The sequence below is a fragment of the Brucella sp. LJL56 genome, assembly GCF_054871705.1.
Window position 1 is genome coordinate 36,110 of the sequence record NZ_JBTXLQ010000003.1, and the last position, 21,318, is coordinate 57,427.

Consider the following 21,318-nt stretch of genomic DNA (forward strand, 5'->3'; position numbering starts at 1 on the left):
CGGTGAAGCATTGGAAAATCTGGATTGGCGAAACGGCCATCAGACGGACCGACTTTGAGACAGTCCGTCTGATTCAATATTCAGCTTTTCAGTTTGTTGCCAACGGTTTCTACGACCAGCGCCAGCGAAATGGCCCCCGCGTCTGGATGACCGATACTCTTTTCGGCCAGTGGCCTTGCGCGACCGAGCTTTGGCGCAAGCGGTGCTGTCGCTTCGGCTGCTGACTTGGCTATTTCGGCGGCTTCATTCCATGCGTCGACCAGCCGCTTGCCGCTAGCAAATGCGCTTTCAAGCGTGTCCACGAAAGGTACAAAGGCATCCACCAGGGTCTTGTCGCCGGGTTTCGCGCGACCGAGGGTCATCACCGCATCGAGCGCGCGTCTGCCACCCAGAACGACAGCACTATCGTCGATTGGGCCATTGTCGGAAAATTCAGTGCTCCACGAACGCAACAGAAGTCCCCATAGCGCTCCAGATGTCCCTCCGGCACGATCTGCCCAGGCATCGCCCGCAACAGCCAGCACACTTGCTGTCCCGGCTCCGGCCTCGACGGCTTGGTCGGCCGCATCCTTCGCAGCGGCGGAGCCACGTCGCATACCCTGCCCGTGATCCCCATCGCCCGCAAAGGCATCAATGCGGCCAAGTTCTTCCTCGGCCTCGACCAGCACGTCAACAACAGCGTGCAGAATGCCTTGAATACACGCACCACCTGCGCGCCCAGCCTCATCCGCCTGAGCAAAATCGGGTGCGACATCCTCATCGGCGACAACCTCAGTCGCAGGCTCGGCGGCAATGGCTTCCCCTCGACGCAGAACCGGCGTATCGCAAGCAGCCGTCCAGTAATGCTCCAATTCGTCATCAAGCCATAGAAGGGTCAGCGAACAGCCTTGCATGTCGAGGCTGGTAACAAATTCACCCGCTTCCGGCGCAACCAAATCAAGACCGGATTTTTCCAGAAGCGATGCAACGGCCGTCCAGAGGACAAATAATTCCTCGTATTTCGTCGCACCTAGACCGTTCAGGATAACACCAACCCTCTGCGTTCCCTTCGGACGTTCCGCCAGAAGCTTTTCCACCAACAGGCTCGCCAAACCGGAAGCAGGTAAGATTGCTTCTTCCTTGATCCCCGGTTCGCCATGAATACCGAGACCGAGAGCCATCTGACCTTTTGGCACTGTAAAGAGTGGGCGCGGCGCACCCGGCAGTGTGCAGCCTTTAAAGGCGACACCAAACGACACGGTGTTCGCATTGGCGTGACGTGACAGCCGTTCAACCTCGTCCAGCGACAGACCGGCTTCGGCAGCAGCGCCCGCAATCTTGAACACAACCAGATCGCCCGCAATTCCGCGCCGCTTCTCATGCATTTCCGCTGGAGCACTGGCTACGTCATCGGTTACAGGCACAATACGAACGTCGATGCCCTCAGCGCGCAAGCGTTCGGCAGCAACACCAAAATTGAGGACGTCTCCAGCATAATTGCCGAAGCCCAGCAGGATACCGCCGCCCTTGTGGGCCTGTCGGCAGACACGCGCCACCGCCGCCGTGGAAGGAGACGCAAATACGTCGCCTGCGACGGCTGCATCCGCGAGGCCCGACCCCACATATCCGGCAAATGCCGGGTAGTGACCAGAGCCGCCTCCCACGACCACAGCTACCTTGCCTTGAGGCACCTTGGTGGAGCGAACAACTCCGCCGCGAACGTGGCGAACATAGCGGTTATAGATACTGGCAAACCCGGCGAGAGCGGTCGAGGCAAACTCCTCCGGCGCATCGAAAATCGTCGTCATTGAAACAGTCCTTGGTCTGGGTCATTAGCCGCGTGGCAGGATGCGGCGCAGATAGTCACGATTTGTAGCCGAAACGGAAAGCCCATCGCCACCATAATGTTCGCATAAAAACGGGCTGGCGAAACCGTGATCCAGCGCCATGCGGATAGCTGCACGATAATTGATAATCCCGCTTTCAAGCGGAGCTGGATGCGTGATTATCACACCAGAGGCCGGGTCTTCTGTACGGGTGTAGTTCTTCACGTGCCAGAATTTTGCATAAGGCGCCACCTTCTCCATCATCTGCTGCCAATGCTCGACCGGACGATGCAGACGAATGAGATTGCCCAGATCGGCATTGATCCCGACATTATCGAGGCCGACTTCCTCGACAAAACGAACCGAACTGTCCGCAGTACCGAGATAAGTATCCTCATACATTTCAAGAGACAGCTCTATGCCAAGCTCCTCTGCGTGGCGACCGAGTTCGCGAATTCGTTCAACAGCCTTGTTCCAGACAGCCGGATCGTCCGGGTTCTTCGCTCCGTTGACCGTCCAGAACCATAATGCCTGTTTCTGCACGTCTGTCAGCGGTTCAAAAAGCCCGAAGGAAACGCAACTGGCACCGATTTCCTTTGCGGTGTCGATGACCCTGTGCCCATAGGCCAGATATTCGTCGCCGCGTTTTGCGTCGATCACGCTACGGCGCGAGGTCGAAATTGCTGGAATCGTAAAGCCAAGAGACTTGACCACCGCCATAAATTCACCGCGACGGGCAGGTGACAAATCAGCCACTCGCAACCAACTGTCAGTCGGGTCAAGTTCTGTAAAGCCTGCATCCGCAACATCGGCCAAGGTGCGCGCCCAATCTTCCGCTGGCTGATCCTGTATCGAGCTGCCATCAGGCAGCATATTGGGATACTGAATCATCGCTGCTGCGATAGGCCAGGTTTCGCGCGTCCATTTGGAAGTCGTCTTTTTCAACTTGCTTTCCAGTTCTTTTGCTTGATCCATCGACATCAGGCGGCGTTGCCATTGCCAGAGGAGATTTCGGGCTTCCGACTACGCAGCTTGCCAATGCCCCAGAAGACGGCGGGTGAAACCAGTAGGAAGACGCCGAGGGTCATCAGTAAAGCGACTAGGCCATTCGACCAGAATATTGAAAGCTCACCGCCGGACATCATCATCGACTGACGGAATGCGTCCTCTGCCTTGTCTCCGAGAACCATAGCGAGAACCAACGGCGCCAGCGGATAATCAAGTTTCTTGAAGATGTAACCGAGCACGCCGAATGCGATCACCAGCCAGACGTCGGTTATCGAATTGGCGACCTGATAAGCCCCGGAAAATATAACCGCTACAATGATCGGGCCGATAATCGAGAACGGCACACGCAAGATCGACGCGTAAAGCGGCACGGTTGCAATCACCAGAATAACGGCGACAATGTTGCCGAGATACATGGACGCAATCAGACCCCAGACGAAATCTGGACGATCCGTGAACAGTGTGGGGCCGGGAGTGAGGCCCCAGATCATCAGACCACCCATCATCACGGCGGCGGTTGCCGAACCTGGTACGCCAAGCGCCAGCATGGGAAGCAGCGCGGATGTACCGGCAGAATGGTCGGCAGTTTCCGGCGCCACGATACCGCGCGGCTCACCCTTACCGAATTTCGATTTGTCGCGGGCGGAGCGACGAGCCACGCCATAGCTCATAAAGGATGCAGCGGTTGGCCCGGCGGGCGTTATCCCCATCCAGATCCCGATAAGCGTGGAGCGGGCGAGTGTGAACCAGTAGCGCGGCATTTCCAGTAGCGTGCGACCGATTTCACCGAGACGCACACGCGCCTTGATACCGTCGAACCGAAGCCCCTCCTCCGTCGTCAGCAGCAATTCGCCGATCCCGAACAGGCCCATGACAGCAATCAAAAAGGAGATACCCTTGATAAGTTCAGGTATGTCGAACGTCAGGCGCAAATTGCCGGAGATCGTATCCATACCAACCGAAGCCAAGGCAAAGCCGATCATCATCGAAACAAGTGTCTTGAACGGCGATTGAGCACCCATGGATATGAAGCTAGCAAAAGCCAGAAAATAAACGGCGAAGTATTCCGGTGATGAAAACCGCAGGGCGAAATTGGCGACCCAGCTCGAAAGCAGAGTAATCATCACAACACCGGCCAGTGCGCCAATGCCGGCCGAAACGAAAGCAAGTGTCAGGGCGCGGCTCGCATGTCCAGCCTTCGCCATTGGATATCCATCGAAGGTTGTGGCAACAGATGAGGGCTCACCCGGAATATTGAACAGAATGGACGTCGTCGATCCGCCGAACAGAGCCCCCCAATACATGCAGGACAACAAAACAATCGCGGAGATAGGGTCCATCGTAAATGTCAGTGGCAGAAGCAGGGAAACGCCGTTGGGAGCTCCCAATCCCGGCAGGACACCAACCAGAATTCCAAGCGTCACACCCAGCATCATCAGCAGAACATGATTGAAGCTGAGTATGTGAGCGAAGCCATCCATCAGGAGACTGAAGTTTTCCATGTCTTTCCTCCAAAGACATCGGACTTTCCGGTATCAATAAATCCCGAAGAAAGCCTCGACCGGGCCTTTAAGGAGCGGAACCTTGAAGCCGATTTCAAAGATGACGAAAAAGAAGAGGGAAACGACAATACCGGCTGGCAGGGAAGCCCACCACCTGTAGCGCCCTTGAAACATCATCGCTCCTGCGATGTAGAGTGCGGTGCCGACATAAAGTCCCAGAACCGTCGATATGGCCGCGAAGCCAACCAGAGGTAAAGCGAAGCCAAGAACCGGTTTCAGCCGGGAGACCTCAACGAAGACTTCATCGCTACCGCGATGTTTCACAAATGCAGCAACGAGATTGACGGCACTTCCGAACATGATCAGCAGCCCGATGTAGAACGGGAAATAACCGGCATCGGGGCCCATTTCCGTCCAACCAGTGCCAGCCTGTTGCGAGCCGTAACAAACCGCCGCTCCCAGCGCGCCCGTCAGGAGAGCGACGCCCGCCTCGACAATGAAGCGGGAAACTCCGCCTCCACCTTCTTCATTCATGGGATGAGCTCCTTCGATGAATGGTGCAGACGCCTTTGGCGTCCGCACAAATACACAAAGCGTCAGTTAGCAAGCCAGCCTTCACGCTTCAGCACAGCCGTTACCGCTGTTTCATCGTTCTTGATAAAGGAAGAGAGATCATTACCGCTCATATAGGCGGCAGATTGCGAACTATCGGCAAGATACTTCGCCCATTCCGGCGTCTCGGCAACCTTCTTGAGTATGCCAGCATAGTAGTCGACGACTTCCTGATCGACCCCTGCCGGAAGCCATACCGTGCGCGGCATGGAATAATTTTCGATAGCGATGCCTGCTTCCTTGCAGGTTGGAATGTCGCTCCATCCCATATCGCCGGCAACCTTGCCTTCGCCCTTGAGCTTCTGGCCTTTGAAGACGCAGAGCGGCTTCACCATACCTGCCTGCCATTGACCGAGATTCTCACTCGGATTGTTGACATTGGCCGCGATGTGCTCGCCCGCGAGCTGGACAGCAGCTTCACCGCCGCTCTTGAACGGGATATAGCCAAGCTTCGAACCTGTGGCATCATTGATCATCGATGTCAGAATCTGGTCAACGTCCTTGGACTGGCTGCCGCCAACCTTCATGCGCGCATCATCCTTAGCCTTGGCGACAAACTCAGCCGCGGTCTTGAATTCGGACTTTCCGTTAACCCAAAGAATGAATTCGTCCGAGGCAAGCGCCGAAACAGGAAGCAGGTCTGCCGACTTATAAGGAACCTTGGCGCGTACCGGCAAGAGATAGGCGTTGTTGGTGCCGAACGCCAGCTTGTAGGGATCGCCTTTGTAGCCAGCGGTATAGACAAAGCCTTCTGCCCCGCCTGCACTTCCCTTGTTTGTAACGACAATTGGCGCGCTCATCAGGTCATATTTACCGATGATCGACTGGATTGTGCGCGCGAATATATCCGTGCCGCCTCCCGGCCCAGCGGTTACGACGAATTCCACAGGCCGCGCTGGTTCGAATGCCTGTGCAGACGATGCAATGACCGCCACTCCCGCCGCGAGGCAAGCAATGTGCAAAGACTTCTTCATGGTCTATCCTCCCAGTTAAACGGCACAGGCCTCCCCCCATGCCGATAGTGTTAAAATGTCGAAAATCAGGCAGCGTCTGAAAGCGCCGCTGCTCTTTTCGCCATTCGTGCCGCAAGCAGGATCGCTTCGCGCGTGGCTCCCACGTCGGCAACGCCCTTCCCGGCAATATCGTAGGCTGTTCCGTGCGCAGGCGTGCAAAGCGGGAACGGCAATCCACCCATCACCGTCACCCCTTTGTCGAAGCCCATCAGCTTCATCGCGATCTGCCCCTGATCGTGATACATGGTCAGCACTGCCTGAAAGCCATCCTTCAGAGCACGCAAGAACACCGTATCAGCCGGGAACGGCCCATCCACATCGAACCCTTTAGCCCTGGCTGCCTTAACGGCAGGTTCGATGATTTCGATTTCTTCCATACCGAAACTGCCGCCGTCACCGGCATGCGGATTGAGACCGGCCACTGCAATCTTTGGGTTGTCGTGCCCCGCCTTCTTTAGACAGGCCCAAGCCAGCTCCAGCTCGGCAAGAATTCCTTCAACAGTCAGAGTCGAGGCCACATCCTTGAGCGGAATATGTGACGTCACGCGCGCGTTCCAGACTTTCTCCAGAACGTTAAACTCACGCACCTTGCCAGTGAAATTCAACACATCAGCAACAAAGCGGATTTCATCATCGTAACCAGGATAGGCAAATCGCATGGCCTGCTTGTTGAACGGAGTGAAACAAACAGCCTGCGCGTGACCTGCAGCGGCAAACTTCAGCGCTGCTCGAAAGTTTTGGGTGGCAAACGTCCCGCCCACCAACGTGGCCTCACTACGCACAACGTCCTTTGGATCGAGATTCTTCAAGTCAACGAAGACATGCCTGCCGACCGGCATGTTCGGCGCGCTTTCGAGGCTGGCCTCTTCCAGATCAAGCTCGACACCCGCGACGTGTGCACCCTCGTCCAGAACGCGACGATCACCAAAGACGACGATATGCGCTTCCTTCCTGACATCCGGCAAAGAGAGAAGACGTGCCGTCAACTCCGGACTGACACCGGATGGATCCCCCATTGCAAGCGCAATTACGTTCGGTTCAGTGCCAGTGACGGTCATTAGCATCCTCCTCAACTGCATTCTGTATGCAGCATGCATGTCAGCCCCTTGAATGACGCAAGCATTTTGTATTCTGTATGCAGCATTTTATATTGACGGCTAAGAGCAGGCCAGCCATCTTCGCCACAGTTGGTGAGGTGAGGATTCGAACCCACTCTTTGAGAAAAAGGCCGATGGACGAAATTCAAAAAAACGAGCAAGCCGACAACGGCTCACAGGCGTTCCGCCGCACTGCCTTGCACGACATGCTCGTCAACCATCTGCGCGACATGATTATCGAAGGGCAGCTAGAACCCGGTACGCGTCTGCATGAAGGCCAACTCGGGGAGCAACTTGGCGTGTCCCGGACACCGCTGCGTGAGGCGATCAAGTATCTGGCGAGCGAAGGTCTGGTCGAGCTTGTTCCAAGTCGTGGCGCCGTTGTGAAGCGATTCAGTGCCGCCGACGTGAAAGACATGCTCACGGTCCTGCGCACTCTGGAAGAACTTGCCGGAAAGCTCGCCTGCGAGCTGGCGTCCGACAAGGAAATCGCTGAGGTCCGCACGCTGCACAACGAAATGATCGAGCGCTATAATCATGCTGACCGCCTCCAGTATTATAAGCTGAATCAGCAGATTCACCTGGCCATTGTCCGCCTTGCCAAGAACCCCACGCTAGCTGACATTCACCAGATGCTGCAGACACGATTGAAACGTATCCGTTTCGTCGGCCACGAAGGCGCGGAGAAATGGGCCGCAGCAGTAGCTGAGCATGAAGAAATGATACTGGCCTTGGAAGCCCGTGATGCAACTCGGCTTTCCGAGGTGCTAGGACGCCATTTGACGAAGGCTTGGGAGCGCGTACGCGATTCGCTGTAGGGACTATCTGCCGCATAATTTTGTCTGCAACAGCTTTAAGCAGATTACTGTTTGATCGAAAACCTCAGATGAGGTCTACCTCAATCGAGCCGGATCGCGTTATAAATCAAGATGGGATCACTTTTGCTTATCTGATGCAGCGGTACAGACTATGGAACTGAAATGGCTTGAAGATTTCGTCAGTCTCGCTGAACACAGAAGCTATTCCCGCGCTGCGGGAGACCGCTACATTACGCAATCCGCTCTCAGCAAACGCATCAAACAGCTTGAGGATTGGGTTGGCCTGCCATTGGTCGATCGATCTTCAAACCCCATAGGTCTGACAAAGGCCGGAGAATGCTTCCTTCCGCGAGCACAGGATGCTCTCGAAATGCTGCTCAGTGCTCGCAAGAGCGTCAGCGATGGCTATAGTGCTACCTGGGAAATCATTTCTTTTGCAACGCTCAACACTCTATCGCTTACATTCTTCCCGCATTGGATGGCGCAGATCGAAGCATCCGGTGCTTCATTTCGCGCACGTTTTGCCGATCCTCACTCATCGTTCGTCGGCAATATTTCCACGCTCGTCAGCGGGCATTGCGACTTCTTTCTGACTTATGCGCATCCTGCTGTTCCCCAGATGGATGATCTTGGCACCTACCCCTTTCTGGCATTGGGGACCGAGAGGGTCATTCCAGTATCCGCTCCTACGCCGAATGGGCACGCCCTTCACAGCCTCAAGGACAAATCGCTACCAACGGCCTTCCTCAGTTATCGCGGTAATTCGTTCTTTTCTCTTGCCCTGCCTTGGTTGTTCGAAAAACATGGCTTTCAGTTGAGCACAGTTTATGAAAACGGAATGTCAGTTGCACTCAAGGCAATGGCGGTCTCCGGACACGGTGTGGCATGGATACCCGAAAGCCTCGTCGACGATGAAATGAAACGCGGTGTACTTGTCCGTGCTGGCGAAACGGACACTGATCTGTTGATTGAAATCCGCGTTTACCGAGCGCTCCAATTCAGAAACAAGCAGGCTGAGCTCTTCTGGCGCCGTGCCTCGCAACTGGTTTCCCAGAAAGCCGGGCATAACGCCGGAAGCCTCACTCGAGAACCGAGTTAGAACGGATCACGGCCGAAAGAAAAGTCCAACAATTGCACTCAAGTTGGCTATATCATCAAGGTTGTACAAATCCGAATAAATCTGATCTGCCTTCGGAATCGCCGAACAACAATCAAGAAATTTTCGCGTCCGGTCATCAGCACCAAAAGGTTGCTGCAGGGTACCAACAGCGAAGCTACGCGATGCACGCAACACTCGTCCGTCCTTCAGGGTAACAGTAGCAATATGGGGCAGCTTTTCCGCTGATGCCCGTTCTTCCTCTAAGGAATAGCTGCGCATATTGACAATACCAAGCAGCGGATCATCTGCGAGGGCAGTAACAGCCTGCGGCGTGAAATCCGCAAGTGCGAGATATCTCTGCCGCAGGGTGCGTGCTACGCAATATTGCATGGAGAAGCGGGCCTGCATCTGGTCCGTCGGTTGCGTATAGGCAAGATTCCGGTAATTCGCGATTCCCACCAATGTGTCTATAGCGACGACATCCTCGGCACCGAACCCGTGTTCTGCCTGAAGATCAAGCAATCCATCGATGATCATATGCGTAGACCCACAGCAGGGATGTCGCTTAGGCATAACGCCTGCCGTTTCGATCACATGCGGTCTATCGACGAGAATATCTTCTATACTCCAGCCAAGGCGCGGGTCACCCGCGAACAGTTCGCGAATACCCTGATCACCTTCCAGAATATCGTGTCGTGCCTTCATTCCGGCCTTTGCAAGCAAGGCGGCCTCCACCGCATTGCGCGCTGCCATGCCTGCGTGAAACGGCTTGATCAGCGTGCCGAACTGGCCCTTGGTGCCGGATGCAAAACTGGCAGCAATAGTGATCGCCTGGGCCGTCTCATCGACATCAAGAGCCAGCATATGGGCTGCGGCGACAGCCGTGCCGATACTGCCCACAGTCGACGTGCCATGCCAACCGGCTGTGTAATGCGCCTGCCCAAGTCCCTCGCCTACTAGCGCCTGAGCCTGCAGGCCAGCCAGGTAAGCGTCGACAAGGCGGGCGCCTTTAGTCCTATCCAGATCAGCAAGCGCAGTTATAGCGGGCACGATCACTGCCGAGGCATGGCTCATGCCCGGCAAGAAATTATCGTCGAAATCGAGCGCATGCGCCGCAGTGCCGTTGACCAACGCCGCGAGCATCGGACTGCCAACGCCACCCGTAATCAGAAGGGCGTTTCCGCTCGTGTTGAATTCGTCAAAGGCCGCCGCCACGCTTTGTGTGCTGTCATCGCCGCAGCCTGCCACCATGCAGGCCAACGTATCCAAAATTGCGTCGCGTGCAAGTTCACGTGCATTCTCGCTCAACACTGGCTTCACACATGCTGAAGCAATCGCCGTTGCGACCGTCATCTCCTCTCGCTGCATGGCTTCACCCCTGAAATGCGTCGAGAATGAGCTTCAGGAGACGTCCGAACTTGTGTCGGTTCAACTGGCGTCCAGCCATGTCCGTGTCCACGCGATGCACGATCACCATGTCGAGCGCTGGCAGCACAATGCAGAAATGTCCACCTGCACCGAAACCTGCATAGCTGCCTTTCGGAGTCACCACACCGGGAAAAAACACACCGTCGCGCTCCAGCCACCACATATAGCCATAGGCGCCACGCGCGCCGGCATCGGAATAAGGCATGACACATTCCTGCGCCCAGCCTTCAGGCAATATGTCTTCGCCATTCCAGCGGCCATCGCGCAGATAAAGCTGGCCAAAACGCGCCAGATCGCGAGTCGAAAGGCGAAACGGATAGGCGGCATGACGACTTTCTGTAAAACGATCATGCCAGCCGTCCGGCTTGTCACCATGAAGCGAGAAGTCCTCAAATCCGAGTGGCTTTGCGATACGCTCGTCGAAAGACTGGTGCACAGTCTTGCTGGTCAATTTTTCAAAAATCGTGCCAAGCGCATTGAAATCCCAATTGTTGTAGCACCAGAAGGTACCGGGAGCGTGGGAATGGCGTTTTTCCTTGATCATCCGCATCCATGGCGTCTCGTAGCCCGCTGGATGGTAGATGCCGGAACGGGCGGTCAGGAGATCATAGACCGTCGCCTGTTTTTCTACTTCGCTCAAGCCTTCATTGTCATCAATGCCTAGCTGCTCCAACGTCAGGCTGAGATCAATGGTGCCATCGGCTACATCCTGTCCCATCAGCGCGGCAAGAATACTCTTGCGGATGGAGTGGCAGAGATATTTGTGCGTGATGTCGCCATATGTGTGGACGATCTTGTTGCCCTGAACGATCATCAGCGCATCGGTTTCCTGGCTTTCGGCACAAGCGTCGACGGCACCAAGCCCAACTTCAGACCACCCCGCCGCAGCAGGGCTTTTCAGACGTTCCCATTCCTGTCCCGGATTGGCCACCGAATGATAGTTCATACTCGTATTTCCTCAGACTGATTATGTGCAACAGCTTCCACACTGGCATGCAGGAACTCCTGCGTGTATTCGGCTTTGGCGCGCGAACGGCGCAGATCTTCCGCCGTCAATTCTTCCAGAATGATGCCTTTGTGCATGACCCCAACACGCTCGCAGATATGCGCCACAACGGCGAGATCGTGCGAAACCATGAGGTATGTCAGATTTCGCTCACGGCGCAGCACCTTGAGCAGATTGAGAATTTCCGCCTGCACGGAAACATCCAGTGCGGATGTCGGCTCATCGAGAAGCAGCACGTCCGGTTCGATGATAAGTGCACGTGCTATGGCGACACGCTGGCGCTGGCCACCGGACAATTCATGCGGATAGCGATAGAGAAAGCTCGGACCGAGACCCACCGCTTGCAATATGTCGCGAACCCGCTCGTCCTTGCGGTCCATGCCGTGAATGGCAAGCGATTCCGCCAACACCTTATGCACCTGCTTGCGTGGGTGCAGCGAGGCATATGGGTCTTGAAACACCATCTGCACGCGACGGAAAAATGCTTTGTCGCGCTCGCCGCTCATCTTCCGTCCGTCAAAGCTGAAGTTGCCTTGATAATGCGGGATGAGACCGGCAAGAGCGCGCAGGATCGTGGATTTGCCGCAACCGGATTCACCGATCAGACCATAGGCTTCGCCGCGTTCGATATGAAATTTCACCTTCCTGACGACGGCGGCCCGCTTGCGCCCCTTGCCGAAGCTGATGGAAAGGTCCGAGACATCCACAAATGAAGAACTGGCTGCATGTATCATGAGTTTCCTCCCACCAGCGTCTGCTCGGTCAGCCAGCTTTTGTCGCGTTCCGGCACCTTCAGCATATCGACCGGATGGTCGAGCCGCGGCAGGCTGGCCAGCAGTGCCTGCGTATAAGGGTGGCGCGCCTTGTGCAGCTCCTTCGCCGGCAGATCTTCCATGATACGCCCCGCATACATGACCAGTACCCGATCGCAGAAATCGGCAACCAGGTTGAGATCATGACTGATGAACATCAGCCCCGTGCCTGAACGGCTGACCAGTTCGTCGAGTATAGTTAGAACCTGGCGCCGCACGGTCACATCGAGCGCGGAGGTTGGTTCGTCGGCGATGATCATGTCCGGTTCGGGGATCAGCATCATGGCGATCATCACACGCTGGCCCATGCCGCCAGAAATCTCGTGTGGAAACAGACGCATGACACGCTCGGGATCGCGAATATGCACTGCCTCCAGCATGGAAATTGTTTTCTGTCGTGCTTCGGCCGATTTCACACGATGGTGCAGGTGATAGGCTTCCATGATCTGATCGCCGATACGGATCAACGGGTTGAGCGAATATTTCGGGTCCTGAAGGATCATTGAGATACGGTTGCCGCGCACGCTGCGCATCTGGCGTTCGCTGGCTGACAACAGATCAACCTCGCCGAAACGCAGGGCCTTGGCACGGATCTGCGCCGTCTTTGGTGTGAGTTTGAGAATCGAGCGCCCGGTCATCGATTTGCCGGAGCCGGATTCACCCACGATGCCGACTTTTTCGCGCCCGATGGAAAAGCTGATGCCGCGAACGACATCGATGTTGCGATCAGCACCGGGAAAAGACACCCACAGATCATCGACTTCAAGCAATGGTTTTGTCATTGATTTTATCCGTTTCTAGGGTCGAGGACATCGCGCAAGCCGTCACCGAACAGGTTGAATGCAAGGCTCGCAAGCAGGATTGCGGTGCCCGGCACTGCGGCAAGCCACCAAGAGGTCATCATAAATTCACGGCCACTGGACAACATCGCGCCCCATTCCGGGCTTGGCGGCTGCGCACCAAGGCCGAGAAAGCCGAGGCCCGCAGCGGTTAGGATGATCGACGACATGTTGAGTGTGATGCGGATCACGACCGAGGGAATGCACATAGGAACGACATGCCTCGCAATCACCCGCATGGTTGAAGCGCCCTGCAGGCGAATGGCAGCCACATAATCCGACGAGCGAATGGTCAATGTTTCCGCGCGGGCAAGACGCGCAATGGGTGGCCATGCAGCGAGCGAAATGGCTATGACGGCATTTTCGATACCCGGCCCGAGTGCTGCGGCAAAGGACAGCGCAAGCACAAGACTGGGAAAGGCGAGAAAGATGTCGACGATGCGCATCAGCGCCGTATCGACCCAGCCGCCCATATAGCCTGCGGTGGTACCCACGATGAGGCCGATAGGTGCAGCGATGACGGCGGTCAGCGTTACGATGTAGAGTGTGATGCGCGAACCATAGACAAGGCGACTGAAAATATCGCGACCCAGTTCGTCTGTACCGAAGAAATGGCCCCATGACGGTGGTTGAAGCCGATTGGCAAGATTGTTGGCACCGATGTCGTGTGTTGCGATCAGGGGCGCGAAAATCGCCACCAGGACCAGAAGGACGATGACCGCAAGACCAAAGACAGCGGATGTGTTGGCCATCAGCTTGAACCAGGACCGGCGCAATTGCTGTATATTAGCCTGAAAAGCAGAAGTGGGTACGGGAGCGGTCAGCCAGGCCCGCAGAGAACTGGAAGTTCGCGCCGGCGACGTGCTGGTGTGCGTGTTCATCGGCAGTTTCCTATCGTGTGCGGGGATCGAAGACGCGATACAGAAGATCGCTGATCAGGTTGATACCGACGAACAGAATGCCGACGATAAGCGTACAGCCGACCACTGCGTTCATGTCACCAGCCAGAAGTGCATTGGTAAGGTAACGCCCGAAGCCCGGCCATGCGAACACTGTCTCGGTCAGCACCGCACCTTCCAGCAGGAAAGCATAGGACAGCGCCACAACCGTCACGACCTGAACCGCAACATTGCGGAAGGCATGGCCCCAGACGGTACGCGCCCAGGACAACCCCTTGACGCGTGCTGTGATAATATATTCCTGATTAAGTTGCTCGATCATGAAACCGCGCGTCATGCGGCTGATATAGGCCATCGAGCCGAATGCGAGGATCAGCGCGGGCATGATGATATGGCTTACGGCGTTCCCAAAAGCATCCCACTGGCCCTGCATCGCGCTGTCGAGAAGCAGGAAGCCGGTCGTCGGCTCGACGGAATATTCGTAAATGAAGTCTATCCGACCCGGCCCGCCAATCCAGCCCAGCGTGGCATAGAAAATCAGCAGCGCCATCAGGCCGAGCCAGAAGTTTGGTGTTGAATAGCCGAGCAGACTGACCATACGCACGGCATGGTCCAGCGGCGAATTGCGATACATGGCAGAGAAAACACCGAGCGGAATGCCCAACGCGGTGCCGATGACGATGGCCATGGTCGCCAGTTCGATGGTGGCTGGGAAGACGCGCGCAATATCTTCCAGTACCGGACGACCGGAAGTCAGCGCGTTGCCGAAATCGAACATCAGCGCGTTCTTGAGATAAAGGCCATATTGCACGATCAATGGCTGGTCGAGCCCCAGCTTTCTATACATCGTGTCATAGGCTTCCTGGGACACATTATCGCCCAGCATCGCGATGACCGGATCAAGTGGCAAAAGGCGGCTGATGAAAAAGGTCAGCGTGATCAGCCCCAGAAGCGTAATTGCCACTGAAACGACCAGACGCGCGGTGGCGGCGAGAAACTGAAGTACGGGTCCGGCCTCCCGATCGTGGTCCACCGCCTCCACATCTTCAATGATTTCGTGCGTCGTCATCTGCAAATTCCCGAAAGAGAAAAACGGGATGCCCGGTCCGGGTCGCGAAGCGAACCACAGGCGACCATGCGGTCATCCATTGAAACGATGTGCACCCAACCACTTTGAGAGAAGCCGCCGGGTGCGTAATTTCCGTTATTTTGCGGCCAGATCGTAGTAGACGCGGAAGCCGTTCCAGCTCCAGTTCTTCATGGCCTTGTTGACACCGGCGACATTGTAAATCTGGAAAATGAAGGCATGCGGCCCCTTCTCCATCATCTCTTTCTGCAGATCGATATACATCTGCTTGCGCGTGGCCTCATCCTTCTCGAACAGGGCAGCGTCAACTTCCTTGTTCACGGCATCGTTGAAATAGCTCGCGCGCCAGCTCGGATACATGGTCTGCTTGGCTTCAGCCCGGTTGTCGGGATTGAATATCTGACGCGAAGCATTGCCATGCGCGTCCGGAACAGTCGTCTGCCAGCCCATCAGCGAAGTCTGGAACTCACGGCCACGGATACGGCTGAACAATTGCGCATTGGCCATGCGTTCGATCTTGATCTTCACACCTATCTTGGCGGCCGCGTCCTGAATACTCTGGGCAATCGGAGCGGCATAAGGCGCGGTACTGATGAACATCGTCGTCTCGAAGCCCTTCTCGTAACCGGCTTCCTTCAGCAGTTCGCGAGCCTTTTCGACATCAAGTTTGAAGGGCTGCCCTTCCTTCTCGTCCAGCGCGCCGAAAGCACCGAGCTGCACGAAACTTGCACGCGGCACGCCGACATTGTTGATGACCGTCTTGCCGAGGCCCTCATAGTCGATGAGATAACGCATCGCGAGGCGTACCTTCTCATTGGCGAAGATCGGATCGGCATTATTGAAGTTCCAGTAGAACAGCGAAGGCTTCAGCGAGCGTGAGGCGGTCACCTTGTCCTGAGTTTCCAGATCGCGCAGATCTTCCGGCGTCAGGTCACGGGCGATGTCGATATCGCCCTTTTCGAGCAACAGTCGCTGGGTTCCCGCTTCCGAAACATGGCGGATCAAGACCTGCTTGAGCTTCGGCGCCTCACCCCAATAATTTTCGGTCGCCTGGAGGATAACCACTTCGGCCGGGTTCCACCGCATCAGCTTGTAGGGGCCAACGCATTCCGACCGGGTGGCCAGATATTTGTTGCCCATATCGTTATCGACCTGGTTCTGCATCAACACCTTCTGGTTCAGAAGGCTGGCAACACGGTTGGCGGCGATCGCCGCCAGGATGAGATTGACCGGATAAGGCTTGTCCAGCTTGAAAACGACTGTGTTGTCGTCCGGCGCCGAAATGGTCTGATCTACATTGTCCTTGGTGAAACCGTATTCTGTCAGCGTCGCTGCATTGCCGAAACCGAGCTTGACCGCGCGCTGGAGCGACCACGCCATATCACCCGCCGTCGCCTTGTCGCCATTGTCGAACGTCAGATCATCGCGCATGTGGAATGTGATCTGCAACCCGTCTTGCGAAACCTCCCAGCTTTTGGCAAGCTGCGGCACGATCTTGGTCTCGTCAGCCGGATCGAAATCGACCATGGGATCGCAGATATTCTGGATAATTTCATTGGTCGCGGCTTCGCCGATCTGCGCCGGATCAAAAGTGCTGATAGCGTCGATATTCCAGGCCATGACGAGTGCGTTCGGCGGCGAGGCGGCTTCGGCTGTGAACGTCACGGCGCCCATACCGGCGGCAAGCGCGAGCGCCGTGGTGCGGCGCAGGATGGATGTCTTCTGTTTTTGCATTGTTATCCCCTTTTATGGTTGGGCATTTTCGAGAGGTGCCGCGCGCGGACGCAGGGCACGAAATGCATATTCTTAGCCAGTCAATCGGTCGGACGCGGTTGCAGCGGCGGGTTGACTTCCGGCGGAATCGGGCACGTATAGGGCGTCTTTGCCGTGCGAGCCTTGTGATCGGCTTTGGCGTCGTTCAGAATCTTCTCATTTTGAAGAACATCGAGCGCCGTGCCCGCCATTACCTTGGCAGCATAGACCATGCCCTTATGAGCAGCCGGCATCTTGCCTTGCGCGGTGATCTGCCAGGAATGGCCCGGCGAACCGATAGCGTGCGTTGCCACGCGTGCCTGAACAGTCGGCACGACCCAGCTCACATCGCCCAGATCGGTGGAGCCGATCATCGGGACGCCCTTCTGTTCGCGCGGCAGCACGTAGTCGCAAAGCGGTTCGTTTTCCGCCAAAGGCCGGCCGACACGCAGATAGTCGGTTTCGATATCTTCTTTCGAAAGAGTCGCCTGTATCTCCGCTGCAAAGGCACGGTCCGCATCATCGAACGGCACGCCGCCCAAACGCTCCATGTTCGAATGCATCGCGATTTCCAGTGGCGTATTGCCCAGCAGGTTCGAGACCGCGCTCATGATGGAGATATTGACGGTTGTTTCCGTCATCATTGCTGCGCCCGCTGCAACCTTCTTCACCCGATCATTGAGGGCGAACATGCCCGGCAGATCAGTGGCGCGGATGGCGTAGCGCACTTTGGCCTTGGCCTGCACGACGTTCGGCGCGATGCCACCCGCATTGAGATAAGCATAGTGAAGACGGCAATCGGACGGGATATGCTCGCGCAGATAGTTACAGCCGACGCTCATCAGCTCCACCGCATCCAGAGCCGAACGCCCCAGATGCGGTGCCGCAGCGGCGTGGGAGGCCCTTCCGGTGAATTCGAAATCCATCCGCGTATTGGCAAGCGATTGGGCGTCATCGACCTGCGTAAACGAAGCCGGGTGCCAGCAGATGGCAATATCGACATTGTTGAAAGCGCCCGCTCGCGCCATGAAAGACTTGGCCGCGCCGCCTTCTTCTGCCGGACAGCCATAGTAGCGCACGCGACCCTTCTTGCCGGCCTGTTCCAGCCAATCCTTGACCGCCGTCGCAGCCAGAATGGCAGCGGAGCCCAGAAGATTGTGGCCGCAACCATGACCATGTCCCGTACCGGGGATCGGGCGCGGCTCTGCTATGCCCGCTTCCTGACTAAGACCCGGCAGCGCATCATATTCACCAAGAATGGCGATGACTGGTCCGCCCTTACCCGCCTCGCCCATCACGGCAGTGGGAATGCCAGCCACATTCTCGGTGATACGAAAACCCTGTGCCTTCAACATTTCGGTGTGCTCGGCACAGGACTTGTATTCGGTATAGGCGATCTCGGGCATCCCCCAGACACGATCGCTCAAGGTTTCAAAATCAGCCTTCTTCGCATCCACTAGATCCCAGATCTCTTCACCATTCTTCACGGCGTACTCTCCCAACAATGCTTTAAAGATTCTCGTCGATGAAACGGGCAAGCGCGCCAAACACGCGGCGGCGATTTTCGATACGCGCAAAGCCATGGCCTTCATGCGGCACGCGCAGATACTCGATGGGCTTGCCGAGGCCGCGTAAGCAGGAATAGACCATCTCGCTCTCGCACGGGGTGACGCGCGGGTCTTCCAGACCGTGGGCGATCATCAGCGGCGCTGCTATATTGCCGATGCGGTTGATGGGTGAGAACCGCTCCAGTTCATCCCGCATGGTTTCCGCATGACCATATTCGATGGCGCGCAGTTCCTTGCGCCACGGTCCGGTGGTCTGCAACAAGGTGAGAAAATTGGCGATACCGTAATATTCGACGCCAAGCTTCCACAGATCGGGATATTCGGTCATGGCCGACAAGACCATGAAACCACCATAGGAACGACCGAACACACCGATACGGTTTGCATCGACATCGCTGCGTGCCGCGACCGCCATGCGTACCGCCTTGAGATCAGCAACGCTGTTCATGCGTAATTCGCGATCATCCAGGTGTTGGTAGGCGCGGCCATATCCCGTACTGCCGCGAATATTGGGCGCGATGACCATGATGCCTTGCGCCAGCATGTACTGAATGTCCGCACGAAAATCCGGCTTCCACTGGGCTTCAGGACCGCCATGTACGATTATCATCACCGGATAACCATCGAGACCTGCAGCACGCTCCGGCTTGTAGACGAAATAAGGAATCTCCAAACCGTCAAAGCTTGCAACGCTTGTCACTATCGGTTCGAGGAAAGCTGGTAATTTAACCTTGGCCTTTGGTGCGTCTGTCAGGCGCGTGAAAGCACCGCTTTCAACATCGCAGCGCCAGATGTCGCTTGACGTCGCAGCACCTTCCACAGGCATGATCAGTGACGTGCCATCCGGTGTCCACGCAACGGAAGTGACCACTGCGTCAACCGGCATTTCAAGCCGTTTGAGTACCGCCCCGTCCCGGCCAATCAGAACCACGTCGTTCCAGCCCTGACGGTTCAGGACGAGTGCTATCCTGCGCTGATCCGGTGAGATAGCGAGCGCTTCGACATCCTGCCCGCCGAAGGTCGCAAGTTTAGTCAGCGATGCCGCGTCGTGCGGCTTGACCATGACAGAGAGATATTCGCGTTCCTGATCAGCAATCAGCAGAATGCCGGAGCCATCCTTGAAGAATTTCGGCGCTTGATAGCGTGCCCGTCCTTCATGCGGCAGGGCATTTTCATAGATGCCAGTTTCAAGATCGAGGCGACAGAAATCCTGATCCGTCATTGCGCGCTGACAATCATTGACCAGCAACGACTTGCCGTCGGGCGCAAAGGCGGCCGGCGTGCGCCATCCGATCCCCTCGTAAACGCATTTCGTCTCGCCGGTTGCAATGGTCATCACATGAATATCCATGTGGAAACGGTCACGATAATTAGCGCCATAGGCGATCTGTGTGCCATCCGGCGACCAGCAACCCCAGGCATGAACCACCGTAGTATCGGTGGTAAGAAGGTGCGGCTCGCCTTCGGCATTTTGGATCAGCCAGAGCTGATGGCGTTCGTCGCCGCCCCAGTCGGTCGTAATGAGCAGGTCGCGGCTCTTGGGATTGAAGGCAAGATTGCCGACCGGTTCCGGCAGATTGGTAAGCTGGCGCGGCGTACCGCCTGTAAGAGGGCGCGCCCAGACCTGTGCCGTACCACTTTCATCGCTGAGATAGACCAGAAGTTCGCCGTCCGGCGAGACAGCGGGCTTCACCGCCTTGCAGATATCGATGTAGTGCGTCATCGAAAGCGAGGTATCGGCGGCCTTTGTATCGAACATCGAACTTTCCTTAATTCCAGATATGGATGAGTGCGCTCACAACAACTGCCGCGCCAGCCGGGCGGAGGCGGCTTCCAACGCATCGACCATTGGGCCGACCGTCGACTGATGATTGGCAAGTGTGACGATGGTGAATCCGGCCTCCGGCCAGGCTTCCTTGAGTTTCCACGCCGTCATCATCGGCGTCACCATGTCGTATCTCGCCTGCACGATTTCAGCAGGGAGATGACGAATACGATCGATATTCTCGATGAGATAATTGTCCGGAAGGAAAGCGCGGTTGATGCAATAATGGGTGAAAATGCGCGATACCGCCAAGGCTGCTTCCGGCTTCAAAAGCTTGGCAACGTGCCTTGCGTCCGGTTCCAAGGTTTGGGTACGCGCCGAGAATGCGCGCAGGCTCTGGGCCGCAGCCTGTTCCTGCACCAAATCACCTGACGTGAGCCGCTTGTAATAAGCGGCTAGCAGATCACCACGCTCCTCTTCCGGCACGAATGCAGCAAATTCCTGCCAGTGATCAGGGAAAACGGCGCGGCAACCATGGAACCACCAGTCGGCGTCATCCTGCCCGCCCAGAAATATGCCGTGCAACCGAAAGCCGAGGCAGCGCCGCGGATGCGCGACGCCATAGGCAAGCGACAGACACGATCCCCAGGAACCACCTGCCACAAGCCAGCGTTCGATGCCCAATCTCTCGCGCACGGCTTCAATATCCGCGATCAGATGCTGTGTGGTGTTTTCAGCAATTTCAGCGACAGGGGTGGAACGTCCCGCGCCACGCTGATCGAAGGTAATGACACGATAGGTGTCGAGATCGAAACTGGCGATCTGCGCGGCCGAGACGCCCGCACCGGGACCGCCGTGCAGAAAGACAGCGGGGATACCTTTCGGATTGCCATATTCCAGAACGGAAAGCTCATGTATGTCGCTGACTTGCAAACGGAACTCATGCCTCGGCTGCGCGGTGCCTACCGCCCCAACGGCGTCACTTTTCAGCTCCAAATCATTGATTTGCTGCGCTTTTTTTTCAGAAGGACAAGACATTTCCTTCGGAACGCGCTTCGCATCCGTCATTCATTTCCCCATTTTTTGCGCTCGTTTGAAAGGCGCGTCAGCCGCCGTTGCTCCAAGCTGATCTTCATGCTTTTTCAAGAGCGTGAAGAAAAACCGGAGAACAGCTTCCCTTGACCAGCAGTTTTGTTATTTGAATTTAT

The 21,318-nt window shown here is 56.3% G+C and carries 19 protein-coding genes; 3 read left to right on the plus strand and 16 right to left on the minus strand.

The annotated features are described in order from the left end of the window. Nucleotides 1–80: 80 nt before the first annotated feature. The 6 genes from ACYSN1_RS12170 to ACYSN1_RS12195 all read right to left on the minus strand — a co-directional run bounded on the left by ACYSN1_RS12170 (nt 81) and on the right by ACYSN1_RS12195 (nt 6,998). Nucleotides 81–1,787 carry a dihydroxyacetone kinase family protein gene (locus ACYSN1_RS12170; RefSeq protein WP_461725918.1) on the minus strand — a complete coding sequence of 569 codons (1,707 nt, stop codon included), beginning with the start codon at nt 1,785–1,787 and terminating at the stop codon, nt 81–83. 24 nt (nt 1,788–1,811) lie between these two features. Then, entirely contained in the window at nt 1,812–2,786 is a 975-nt protein-coding gene (locus ACYSN1_RS12175; RefSeq protein ID WP_461725919.1) for a sugar phosphate isomerase/epimerase family protein, read from the minus strand. Beyond that, nucleotides 2,786–4,315: a tripartite tricarboxylate transporter permease gene (locus tag ACYSN1_RS12180; protein ID WP_461725920.1), complete on the minus strand. Its 1,530-nt coding sequence runs from the start codon at nt 4,313–4,315 to the stop codon at nt 2,786–2,788. Before ACYSN1_RS12180 ends, ACYSN1_RS12175 begins: the two co-directional genes overlap by 1 nt. A gap of 33 nt (nt 4,316–4,348) precedes the next feature. Further along, on the minus strand, nt 4,349–4,849 hold the full coding sequence (locus ACYSN1_RS12185) for a tripartite tricarboxylate transporter TctB family protein (RefSeq protein WP_461725921.1): 501 nt from the start codon (nt 4,847–4,849) through the stop codon (nt 4,349–4,351). A 62-nt stretch (nt 4,850–4,911) separates the two neighbouring features. Then, nucleotides 4,912–5,901 carry a Bug family tripartite tricarboxylate transporter substrate binding protein gene (locus ACYSN1_RS12190; protein ID WP_461725922.1) on the minus strand — a complete coding sequence of 330 codons (990 nt, stop codon included), beginning with the start codon at nt 5,899–5,901 and terminating at the stop codon, nt 4,912–4,914. A 65-nt stretch (nt 5,902–5,966) separates the two neighbouring features. Continuing rightward, nucleotides 5,967–6,998 carry a 4-hydroxythreonine-4-phosphate dehydrogenase PdxA gene (locus tag ACYSN1_RS12195; RefSeq protein WP_461725923.1) on the minus strand — a complete coding sequence of 344 codons (1,032 nt, stop codon included), beginning with the start codon at nt 6,996–6,998 and terminating at the stop codon, nt 5,967–5,969. Nucleotides 6,999–7,171: 173 nt separating this feature from the next. Between ACYSN1_RS12195 and ACYSN1_RS12200 the strand changes: the two genes are divergently transcribed. Both ACYSN1_RS12200 and ACYSN1_RS12205 read left to right on the plus strand, forming a co-directional pair. Next, on the plus strand, nt 7,172–7,855 hold the full coding sequence (locus ACYSN1_RS12200; RefSeq protein WP_461725924.1) for a GntR family transcriptional regulator: 684 nt from the start codon (nt 7,172–7,174) through the stop codon (nt 7,853–7,855). Nucleotides 7,856–8,006: 151 nt separating this feature from the next. Next, nucleotides 8,007–8,954 (plus strand): LysR family transcriptional regulator, encoded by a 948-nt coding sequence (locus tag ACYSN1_RS12205; RefSeq protein WP_461725925.1) that lies wholly within the window; start codon nt 8,007–8,009, stop codon nt 8,952–8,954. Between the two features lie 6 nt (nt 8,955–8,960). Here ACYSN1_RS12205 and ACYSN1_RS12210 read toward each other — a convergent pair whose 3' ends face one another. From ACYSN1_RS12210 to pip, 10 genes are all read right to left on the minus strand, one after another. Then, complete coding sequence (locus ACYSN1_RS12210; RefSeq protein ID WP_461725926.1) at nt 8,961–10,322, minus strand: MmgE/PrpD family protein; 1,362 nt, start codon at nt 10,320–10,322, stop codon at nt 8,961–8,963. Between the two features lie 4 nt (nt 10,323–10,326). Continuing rightward, nucleotides 10,327–11,328, minus strand: coding sequence for a serine hydrolase domain-containing protein (locus tag ACYSN1_RS12215; RefSeq protein WP_461725927.1), 1,002 nt, complete (start codon nt 11,326–11,328; stop codon nt 10,327–10,329). Further along, nucleotides 11,325–12,122, minus strand: a complete 798-nt coding sequence (locus tag ACYSN1_RS12220; RefSeq protein WP_461725928.1) for an ABC transporter ATP-binding protein — start codon at nt 12,120–12,122, stop codon at nt 11,325–11,327. Before ACYSN1_RS12220 ends, ACYSN1_RS12215 begins: the two co-directional genes overlap by 4 nt. Continuing rightward, the gene (locus ACYSN1_RS12225; protein ID WP_461725929.1) at nt 12,119–12,982 is read right to left on the minus strand and encodes an ABC transporter ATP-binding protein; all 864 of its coding nucleotides are present in this window, start codon (nt 12,980–12,982) and stop codon (nt 12,119–12,121) included. The genes ACYSN1_RS12220 and ACYSN1_RS12225 overlap by 4 nt, the downstream gene beginning before the upstream one ends. A 5-nt stretch (nt 12,983–12,987) precedes the next feature. Beyond that, a complete protein-coding gene (gene nikC / locus ACYSN1_RS12230; protein ID WP_461725930.1) occupies nt 12,988–13,920 on the minus strand; it encodes a nickel transporter permease in 933 nt (310 codons plus the stop codon). A 10-nt stretch (nt 13,921–13,930) separates the two neighbouring features. After that, nucleotides 13,931–15,007: an ABC transporter permease gene (locus ACYSN1_RS12235; protein WP_461725931.1), complete on the minus strand. Its 1,077-nt coding sequence runs from the start codon at nt 15,005–15,007 to the stop codon at nt 13,931–13,933. Between the two features lie 135 nt (nt 15,008–15,142). Next, on the minus strand, nt 15,143–16,759 hold the full coding sequence (locus tag ACYSN1_RS12240; RefSeq protein ID WP_461725932.1) for an ABC transporter substrate-binding protein: 1,617 nt from the start codon (nt 16,757–16,759) through the stop codon (nt 15,143–15,145). 80 nt (nt 16,760–16,839) lie between these two features. Next, entirely contained in the window at nt 16,840–18,264 is a 1,425-nt protein-coding gene (locus tag ACYSN1_RS12245) for a M20 family metallopeptidase (protein WP_461725933.1), read from the minus strand. A gap of 22 nt (nt 18,265–18,286) precedes the next feature. Then, on the minus strand, nt 18,287–20,104 hold the full coding sequence (locus ACYSN1_RS12250) for a S9 family peptidase (RefSeq protein ID WP_461725934.1): 1,818 nt from the start codon (nt 20,102–20,104) through the stop codon (nt 18,287–18,289). A 36-nt stretch (nt 20,105–20,140) separates the two neighbouring features. After that, nucleotides 20,141–21,043, minus strand: a complete 903-nt coding sequence (gene pip, locus ACYSN1_RS12255; RefSeq protein ID WP_461725935.1) for a prolyl aminopeptidase — start codon at nt 21,041–21,043, stop codon at nt 20,141–20,143. Between pip and ACYSN1_RS12260 the strand changes: the two genes are divergently transcribed. Beyond that, nucleotides 21,023–21,292, plus strand: coding sequence for a hypothetical protein (locus ACYSN1_RS12260; RefSeq protein ID WP_461725936.1), 270 nt, complete (start codon nt 21,023–21,025; stop codon nt 21,290–21,292). The genes pip and ACYSN1_RS12260 overlap by 21 nt on opposite strands. Nucleotides 21,293–21,318: the final 26 nt, after the last annotated feature.